This window comes from Streptomyces mabaensis, assembly GCF_053763515.1.
On record NZ_JBSOPZ010000004.1, the window covers coordinates 284,195 to 292,781 of the forward strand.

General features: G+C 63.8%; 8 protein-coding genes. 1 reads left to right on the forward strand and 7 read right to left on the reverse strand.

Annotation, left to right across the window (positions count from 1 at the left end; genetic code table 11):
• Nucleotides 1–274: 274 nt before the first annotated feature.
• The 7 genes from ACWV17_RS05720 to ACWV17_RS05750 all read right to left on the reverse strand — a co-directional run bounded on the left by ACWV17_RS05720 (nucleotide 275) and on the right by ACWV17_RS05750 (nucleotide 7,539).
• Nucleotides 275–1,219, reverse strand: a complete 945-nt coding sequence (locus ACWV17_RS05720; protein ID WP_455358731.1) for a hypothetical protein — start codon at nucleotides 1,217–1,219, stop codon at nucleotides 275–277.
• A 163-nt stretch (nucleotides 1,220–1,382) separates the two neighbouring features.
• Nucleotides 1,383–2,222 carry a hypothetical protein gene (locus ACWV17_RS05725; RefSeq protein ID WP_455358732.1) on the reverse strand — a complete coding sequence of 280 codons (840 nt, stop codon included), beginning with the start codon at nucleotides 2,220–2,222 and terminating at the stop codon, nucleotides 1,383–1,385.
• 72 nt (nucleotides 2,223–2,294) lie between these two features.
• Entirely contained in the window at nucleotides 2,295–3,047 is a 753-nt protein-coding gene (locus ACWV17_RS05730; protein ID WP_455358733.1) for a hypothetical protein, read from the reverse strand.
• A 72-nt stretch (nucleotides 3,048–3,119) separates the two neighbouring features.
• The gene (locus ACWV17_RS05735) at nucleotides 3,120–3,524 is read right to left on the reverse strand and encodes a hypothetical protein (RefSeq protein WP_455358734.1); all 405 of its coding nucleotides are present in this window, start codon (nucleotides 3,522–3,524) and stop codon (nucleotides 3,120–3,122) included.
• 19 nt (nucleotides 3,525–3,543) lie between these two features.
• Nucleotides 3,544–3,915 (reverse strand): DUF6188 family protein, encoded by a 372-nt coding sequence (locus ACWV17_RS05740; protein WP_455358735.1) that lies wholly within the window; start codon nucleotides 3,913–3,915, stop codon nucleotides 3,544–3,546.
• Between the two features lie 1,239 nt (nucleotides 3,916–5,154).
• Nucleotides 5,155–6,951, reverse strand: a complete 1,797-nt coding sequence (locus ACWV17_RS05745) for a hypothetical protein (RefSeq protein ID WP_455358736.1) — start codon at nucleotides 6,949–6,951, stop codon at nucleotides 5,155–5,157.
• Nucleotides 6,952–7,032: 81 nt separating this feature from the next.
• Complete coding sequence (locus ACWV17_RS05750) at nucleotides 7,033–7,539, reverse strand: ATP-binding protein (RefSeq protein ID WP_455358737.1); 507 nt, start codon at nucleotides 7,537–7,539, stop codon at nucleotides 7,033–7,035.
• A 284-nt stretch (nucleotides 7,540–7,823) separates the two neighbouring features.
• On the opposite strand from ACWV17_RS05750, the gene ACWV17_RS05755 reads away from it, so the two are divergent.
• Nucleotides 7,824–8,587, forward strand: a 764-nt coding sequence (locus tag ACWV17_RS05755; RefSeq protein WP_455358738.1) for a helix-turn-helix domain-containing protein, incomplete at its 3' end; no start/stop codon positions are given.

The following is an 8,587-nucleotide window of genomic DNA, read 5'->3' on the forward strand; positions in this document are numbered from 1 at the left end:
CTCTCGTCCTGCGGTCCGATTGACGTCACCCTGGTCAAGCTTGTCGACGGAGCCGAGGCGGGCATCAGAACCCGGCACTCGCCCATGCAGTTGATCTCCATGCCGGGGTCGTCAGCCAGGCGGATGGGCACACCCTCGACGTCTCCCCGCTCCTCCTGAGTCTCGGCAAGGTCCATCAGCAGATCGACCCGGATAGAGCGGCCCTCGTCGTCTCCACCGACCAGCCGACCGGCCGTGCCCATCTTCACCATGAGGACCTCCGGACCTCCTCGAATCAAGTGGCGGAAGCCGGACCAGCAAAGCCGTCGTCGAGGAGTCGCTGAAGTTCCTCGCCCACGTAGCCTTGTTGGTAGGTGCCGTCGGTGAGGCCGACGTCGCGGGCCTCGTAAGCCCCGAGGAGCCGCATCTCGCCGTCGGCTGTCTCAGCCGCGCCGAATTCACCGAGCTCTACACCAGGGACCGTCAGATCCGGCGCGTGGTAGATCTCAGGCTTGGCCGGGAAAAGCTCGAGCAGGTCATCGTTGTGACCGACGATGTTCCAGAGCCCCGACCCGATCAGGTGCTCGTCCGTATAGACAGGGTGGGGCAATACAGCATCACGGTCCGCGGCTACAACCCTCGGCAACGGAAACGTGCCCAGGAACAAGCCGAGAGCAGTGCCGAAGGCGTTGCGCGCCAAGATTACGGCCAGGTGGTATCCGCTGCCCTTGGCCGGGATGGACAGGGTGTCGCCGATCCTGGGCTTTCGCTTCCGTTTGGGAAGGTCGACGGCGAGGCTCAGCACGTCTTTGCTGTTGGCGTCCAGGAGAGGGATCGCCGATGCCTTCAGCGCCAAGGCGACGCTTGAGGCGAACACCGACGCCGACACTGGCTGCCGGTGTACGGCGGCGGAGCTCTCGGCGAGGGAGGCCAGCAGGTCGGCGGCGCCGACGAAGACCGAGTCGTTCAATTCGCCGACACGTGAATCTCTACCTTCCTCGTAGCGCCTGTTTCCCTTCGCCTTCGCTTTGAACTTCAGCGGCACCGCCAGCGCGTCGGTCACAAACTCGCTCTGCGCCGGTGCCGCCCAGCCGAGAATCTCCAGCAGCTCTCCGAGCGTGGGCCGGCTTCCGACCTGCTCGACGAAGTCGGCCGAGATCGCGAGAAGCCCGGAAGTGAACTCCTCGAGAAAATCGGCAGGTAGCGACACGCCGTTTACTTCTGCACCGTCCGAAGGCACGACCTGAACCCCCTCACCGCTCTGTGCGAGCTCAACGCCGGGCGGCCATGGATACTATCCAAGATCGTCTGAAGTCCCCACCAGCTACGGGTTCCGAACTTGATGCCGGCATGCGGCCATTCCCGCTCCACCATCGAACGCCACGAGGCACTTCTTCCTCAACTCAGTCCTCAAGAGTGATGAGCTGGGGCCGTCGTCGACGCCACCACCCGCCGTCCCCTGTCTCGTCAGGACACGGAAGTGTGTGAGCTTCGTACACGGCGTCGACGTCCCTGAGGGCGCGTAGGAAGCCCGCTTGGAATCTCGAAGGAATCCCGGGTGCAAGCTCTTCCAACAAGTCCCTCATAGCCAAGTCCTCCTCATACATCTCTGCCGAGTAGCGTCCCGACGGAGGCCAGCCGTCCTCCATCCTCCGCGCCAGTCGTTCCCACCAGGAAAGAGCCACCCGGATCTGATCCTGCTCGCTACCCGGATCCGCCGGGGGGAGCGGAGCGAGAAAGACATGCGACGCCGGTGTGGAGACTGGGTGCAACCGCAGAATCTCTGGGAGGAGCTGGACTCGCGCATGGGGCAGATCCGGCACTGTCGCTTCAACGGCATCGACGGTGAAACGCATCTCGTCACCATCTGACGCCGTGACCCTGGCCCGCGTCGCAGCGCCGACAGGAGTGACAGCCCAGTAGGCACTCGGATACGGCTCGGCGGCAGGCCACAGGATCGTGCTTCCCGTCCATGCAGCCAAGCGCCTGGCTGCATCCGATTCGGTGAGCGCTCCAGCCTGCTCCTCCGCGACGTAGACATCCAGCATCAAGCGCAAGTCACCTCCATCCGGAACCTCATACGTACACAGAACCGGGGAGTCCCAATGGCGTCCTTCCTGATCGCCATTCGCATCGGCTACATCAACATCGGCCGGCGCCACACCCAGGACCGCCGCGAGGGCTGCCACCAACTCGGCCGGCGTCAGCGCGGCGACGGTGAACGCATTGGCCATCACCAGCACAACCCCCACCCTGGACCTGACAACAACCGGACCCTCCAAGGGTGGTGTAGGCCTTGAAGCGCCGCCCTTGGGTCAGTCCGCCAGCCACTCGACCGTATAGGCCAGGGCGTCATGCAACACCTGACGGCGCTCGTGCGGATCGTGCTCCAGGTCGATCCTGTCGAGGAGGCCACGCAACGCGTCCAGCGTTTCCGTATCGTCGCCCAGCTCGATGTCAGCGAGCACACTCTCCCTGGTGAGCGCAAAGAACTCAGCGAGCCAGCCCATCAGTTCAGGATCTCTCTCCCTGACGCCCGGGTGGTCCGGACCCTTCGCCAAGGCGGTTTCAGGCGCTTTCAGCAGCCAGCCCGCGTATCTTCCGTCGGCGAAGAGCAGCTCCAGACCCTCGGCGATCTCGAGCCCTACTCGGTCCCCGCACGCGCTCACATCGGCAACGAAGCAGGCCAGCAGGTCATGTTCGAAGCTGAAGTGGCGCGAAACCTCATGCGGGAGCTCGAACGGGCGAACAGCCTCCGCTTTCAGACTTCCCCTGATCACCGACCTGTCGGTCCAGGCCGACAGCAGCTGGTGTGCATCACCACCGTCGACCGGTACCCCCAGCCATGCACTGACCAGACCAAGATCCTGAACGGAGAATCGCAGCTCTTCCGTACCTGAGTAGATCCAGTGTCCGCAGCCGAACGTCTCATGCAGGTGCACTTCATGCTCATCTGCTGTGTGCGTCGGGCCGACAGCCACATCGGCCAGGCCAAAACTGGGCATCGATTCGAGAGACCGACCGGCCTCGATGCGGAATACCGCGGAACCCAGCGTCACCTCATCCATGGACTGCCTCACCACCCGGACTGTCCGAGGCCCTCTGTACGCTCACAGCTTCTTCCTCAGTGGTGCCCAGTTCTACTGACTGAATCTTGCATAGAGATCGCGGTCGCGCCATGAATCAGAGAGTGCATCCAACATCGCTTCGTAGAGCCGAAGATCACTGACGTTCCTCATAGGATTCGAAATCCTATGCCTGATCGCTTCCTCAAGCGCCGGCCACCGCAACTCATGCATCACAAAGGAAACCAATTCGACGACACCTTCCCCGATTGAGTCGATCAGGATAATGAGCTCAGACTCAAATTGGGGTCTCAGCTCAGCGTTTCCCTGCAGCACCTCGAGCGCACGTTCCAGATCTGGCTCAAGAACCTCGACTCCGCACGAAGCATCGGCCGCACGCAAGACGTCTTGGACGATGAGCCGAAAGTCCGCGACGCGATCAGCAGCTGGACCTTCCCCACGCGGCGATGTACCTCCCATCAGAATTCACCTCTGAGGATTACAGTCCACTCCACAGCGCAACCTCACCTCCTGGCATACATGTCACACGCCTCCCGTTCGGCCCGACAAGCCCCCAGGCTTCATATTCGTCATGCGGAGCAACAGTCAATTCCGCGCCACTATCGAACGAAATCACCAGATTCCCAGAGTTCCCCACCTCAGCCATGGTGATCACATCACGCGTCAGGCGCACCAGGTGGACAGCAGCAGTACCCGGGGATTCCGGATCGAAGGGTTCTTGACCCCCGCCTGGCGCCTGAATGACTGCGTCCGTCTCAACGCGCAGCTCACAATCCTCGCTGGTAAGGACCGTGAAGGCTGCGTCGAAGCAGACACGGCTTACTGCTTGACCTTGGAGGTTCAGGTCCATGTCTCCATCCTGCCGGGAGCGCGGATAAATGTCGGCGGGGTTCATTGAGCTTCGGGAAGGCCGCCCGCGCCACCCGCACCGTCTCCTCCTGGACCTCACCGGGCTCTTGCGGAAGCCTCGACATCGACACGCCCTCCCCATATCGGCCCCGAACCATTTTTCGATCGGCGCACTGCAAGGATGAGTTAGAACCGAGAAGGAAACGCGCGACTCTATACGCTCGGCCGCTTACCGTAGTAAGGGCGAACCACTTTTCCCAGCTTTCGCTGTATGCCACGCAGCGTACGAATGGCCTTTTCGTCACTAATCCCTGTCGTTGTCGACCACTCGAACCCCGTTCCCGCAAGATCACTAACGAAGACAATTTCTGTAGCGAGCAATACGCGAGCCCAGTCCGCCGGAGGCAGGGGGATACCTTCTTTCAGTGCAGCACGGAGCCGCCGGCACTGATCCAGGAGATCCTGCATTCCCGAAAATCCCATGGCCACGGCCAGCTCGTCGCTGCACCGAGCAGGACCTCCCCACTCCAGGAGTGCGCGAATCAGTAGATCGATCTCGTCTTGGGCAAGCAGGTCGCTTGCAGACGCAAGCTTCTCGGGCATCAATTCAGCCCATCCCAATACTCGTCAACCGTTGTTGGATCTCTGCGGAAAATGGTGCCGCCATCGGGGTGCATCGGGTCGTGGATCACGATTGTCGACCCATCCTTTCCAAGATACGCCTTACGTCCGTCACTCAGCTCCTTCGTGCGCGACGAGTTCCGCATCACATCGCCCCGTCAGATCCGATCTGGCGGGGGCTTCACTTATGCTAGCGCGAAGTCGGCGACCTACTTAATTTCCGTCACCTCAACGTGATATTCACGCCGCAAGTCCTCCACTAGGCGCTTCCTCCCGGCTCTCACCACACCGCGAGCCCACCAGAATTCCTCCGAGATCCCGGGGAAAACGTCTGGGAGAAGAAGTGCACGAAACCTCGAATCCACCGCTTCCACTTCCGCGCGCAGTTGGGTGAGTTCGGGGAATTTCTGCAACTCAACGGCGGTCATGGCTCGCTCCAGAGAATCCCTTGAGGTCAGATCATTGAAGTAGTCCTCAGCGTCACCTTGGTAACCCTGCTCGCAATTTTCAACGAACGTCGACCAACGGGCTAGAAGCGCCTCAGGCTCGGTGTCACGCCACCGACCCGATGCCCTAACGAAACTAGAGAACTCGTCGCGGAAACTGCCGCCATTTTGAGTCATCGGGCTGCCTCTCTCGTGAAATATGCGAGCGGATCGTCCGGTCGGAAGTAGGTCGTGATGGTGCTTCCGTTTCTCATGCCTATCCTCCCCTGCGAGTCCATTCGAATAATAACGCCATCACTTCGGACAGCTTCACGAACAGCAGCCGGACAATTTCCGGGGCACATTAGAGCCTTGGCATCCGCGACGTATCTTTCAAACCCATCAGGCGTGTCATATTCCGGCATATCGGGCGTGCGAGTGGGGTTACCGGAATCATCGAGCCCCAAGACATGCTTGTCGTACTTCTCGTCAGCAACGCCCATCTTGAAGTCGCAATTGCTGTTGTGAACCAGGACCGGGGTCTTGCCCGCCAGTACATGGTACGTGCGGGCGTACGGGCGAGTGCTGCCGTTGCTCGGTGTGAAGCTGCTGGGCTTTGCTCCGCCGGTGGGGCACTTGGCGGGGTCGCGGTCCTTGTCCTTGGCGTCCGGGTCCGGCTTTTCGTTGTCCTTGGTCTTGTCGTCGGGGAGCTTCTTGTCGATCTTGTTGATCAGGCTGAAGCCCTTGCCGACCTTCATGAAGGGCAGGACCGTGGTGACGCCGTTGTACATGAACTGGCCGCCCGCGCGGGCCCAGTTGCCGTCCGCGACGGACTGCTTGACGTCGTCGTCGACGATCAGGTCGACCGCGCCGATGGGTGAGAACCGCCCCGCGATCTTCCACCCGCAGCTGTTCATGTTCCCGGCGGTGGGGCTGCCGGATGCCGTCTTGCAGGCGTCGTACGTCTCCACGAAGGGCCGCTTGACCTCGTTGACCACGCCGGTCGCGAGCTTCTTGCCCGTGCCAAGTGGATCGTCGGCCAGGCCTTCGATCAGCTGCTTGGGGCCGTCGTAGTACTCCTCGACGACCTTGTCCTTGACACCTCCGCCGAACTCCTTGCCGGTGTCCACGACCGGGTCGACGACCTCATCACCGAACCAGTCCAGCCCCTTTTCCAGGGCATTGCGATCGTCGCCGTCCTTCTTCTCCGGCTCCGGCTCCGGCTCGGGCTGGTCCTCGGCTTCGCCCTGCGGCTCCTGGCCGCCCGGCACTGGCTCGTCCTGCGGCAGCGGGTCCGCGGAGTCGTTCCGGTCGTCCGCCTGCGGACTGCCTGTGTCGCCACCCGCGCCGGCATCACCGCAGTCCGCGCCGATCGCGCGGCAGATCCCCGCCCCGACAGACCTGCCGATCTCGGTAGTGAAACCGGCCGTCACCAGACTGCCGATCACCGCCACGACCACGACCAGCATCCCGACGTACTCGGTGGACGTCTGACCCCGATCACGCCGCCACGTCATCATGTGCGGGAGCGAGAACTCCGGTCGTACGGCTCGGGCTTCAGGTGCGAGAGCGAACCACTCTCGCACCTGCGGACGCGTGATGAGCCAGGCGGTAGCCACCGGCAGGAACAGCTGAGTGACACCCCGCCAGGAACCGTCCGCCAAGAAGCCCAGTGACCGCCAGGCCCACCACACCTGAACGCCCAGCACCAGCCACGGCACCCAGCGGCCCCGCTCCCACATGGCCCGGCACAGCACCAGCCCGACCACGCCCGGCAGCATTGCAAATGCGAGCATCCCGGCCAGCCGGGCCGACATCCCGTCGACCCCCAGCCACACCGCCAGCACACCCAGCAGGGATAGCCCCGCCTGCACGAACAGCCCCGCCCGCGCCCACACCAACAGCCGCGGCATCGCCGCACGGCCGCCGTATCCGGCCGACGCCCCCGCGCCACCCACCCCTGAAACCCCACCCATGCCAGACATGCTCACGACACTAGCGAGGTAGTTTGCTGGCGCACATGGGCCCACGGGCCCAAATCCGGGCCCAACGCCTGGGAATGGCAGGGCTGTTCAGCGCAGGTCGCGGCCACCCTCGCCGTAGGCGTCGGCCCCGGCGCGTGGCAGTACGGCCCACATACGGGTACCACCGCCCGGCTCGCGGGCGTCGCCGAAGCCCCATTCGCCCCGACAGGCCCGGACCACGCAGGCGAGCAGGCGCAGGGACGAACGCCGGCGGGCGTCACAGGCGGCGGCCAGGCGGGGGTTGGCGTGACGGGGATGTCCGTCGTAGAGGATCACGCGCAGCGCGTCGTCCCGGTAGCGGAGGGACAGGTAGACGTCGGCGGAACCGGTGAACCGGCAGGCCGTTGCCGTCAGTTCGCTGACGGCCTGGAGGGCCGGGTCGGTCAGTTCGCGCAGATCATGCGCGTCGAGTACGACTCGGGCGGCGGCGCGGGCGATGGCCGCGCTGGCAAGCGTTCCGGGGAGGGTGAGGCTGTAGGTCAGGTCGCCGGGGGTGAGTGGCACGGCGGCGGGGTCAGAGGGCGGGCACTGGGTGTAGGTCACAATTCCGGACATGCGGAACTCCCTTCAGACGTGCGGCAATTGGCCCCGTTTTCGTACGCACGCAGCGGCGAACAGTGGCTTGTCTCCCTGACGCGGGACTGCCCCTCCCAGGGGAGGAGACTGCGGGCAGGCTCGCGCGATGCACTTCCAACTCGCCGTGCGTGAGTGACGCGTTACCGACTGTAGGGCATGGAGGAGTACGTGTACTACCTCATGCAAGGATTGCCACTGCCTTTGGTGGACCGAGCACGAAAGGCCCGGGCAGACTGTGCGGAGCACGCCCGAAGGGAGAGCACATGCCGCCGAGGAGCACACCCACCGCGCGCCAGCGGCGCCTGGGGGCGGAGCTGCGCAAGATGCGGATGTCGGCAGGCATGGGGACCGAGTTCGCGGCCGGACTGCTCGACGTACCACGAACGAACATCCCCAACATGGAGTCCGGCCGATCCGGCATCAGTGCAGCGCGCGTACGCACGCTCGCCGCCAACTACGGCTGCCCCGACACGGCCTTCATCGATGCGCTCGCCGCGATGGCGGGCGACCGGGAGAAGGGCTGGTGGGAGGCATACCGGGGGCAGCTGCCGGCCGATCTGCTCGACATCGCCGAGCTGGAGTGGCACGCCGTACAGATCCGTATCGCGGTTCCCATTCACTTGCCAGGTCTGTTCCAGACGGAGGACCACGCCCGCGCCGTGTTCAGTCACGTCATCCCGCGCTTGGCGGAAGCCGACCTCGAAGCGCGACTGGCCCTCCGGATGGACCGCAGACAGGTCCTGGACCGGCCGGACCCGCCCGCTGTCGACGCGATCATCCATGAGGCGGCGCTGCGGATCGAGTTCGGCGGGACCGAGACGATGAGGGCGCAGCTCGCGCACATCGTGGAACTGTCCGCGCGGGAACACATCACCGTACGAGTGATCCCGTTCAAAGCGGGAGGCTTTCCGGGCGCGGGGCAGTCAGTCATCTACGCAACGGGCGAGGTTTGTCGGCGTACGGCCTTAGCTCCCCAGTTGTGTACAGACGAACGTCCCCAGACGTCAGGCCACTTCGGTCTCTCGCT

Excerpts from the sequence above, each read along its gene's own strand:
- ACWV17_RS05735 (WP_455358734.1), bottom strand. The coding sequence starts at position 3,524 with ATGGGAGGTACATCGCCGCGTGGGGAAGGTCCAGCTGCTGATCGCGTC.
- ACWV17_RS05740 (WP_455358735.1), bottom strand. The coding sequence starts at position 3,915 with ATGGACCTGAACCTCCAAGGTCAAGCAGTAAGCCGTGTCTGCTTCGAC.
- ACWV17_RS05730 (WP_455358733.1), bottom strand. The coding sequence starts at position 3,047 with ATGGATGAGGTGACGCTGGGTTCCGCGGTATTCCGCATCGAGGCCGGT.
- ACWV17_RS05750 (WP_455358737.1), bottom strand. The coding sequence starts at position 7,539 with ATGTCCGGAATTGTGACCTACACCCAGTGCCCGCCCTCTGACCCCGCC.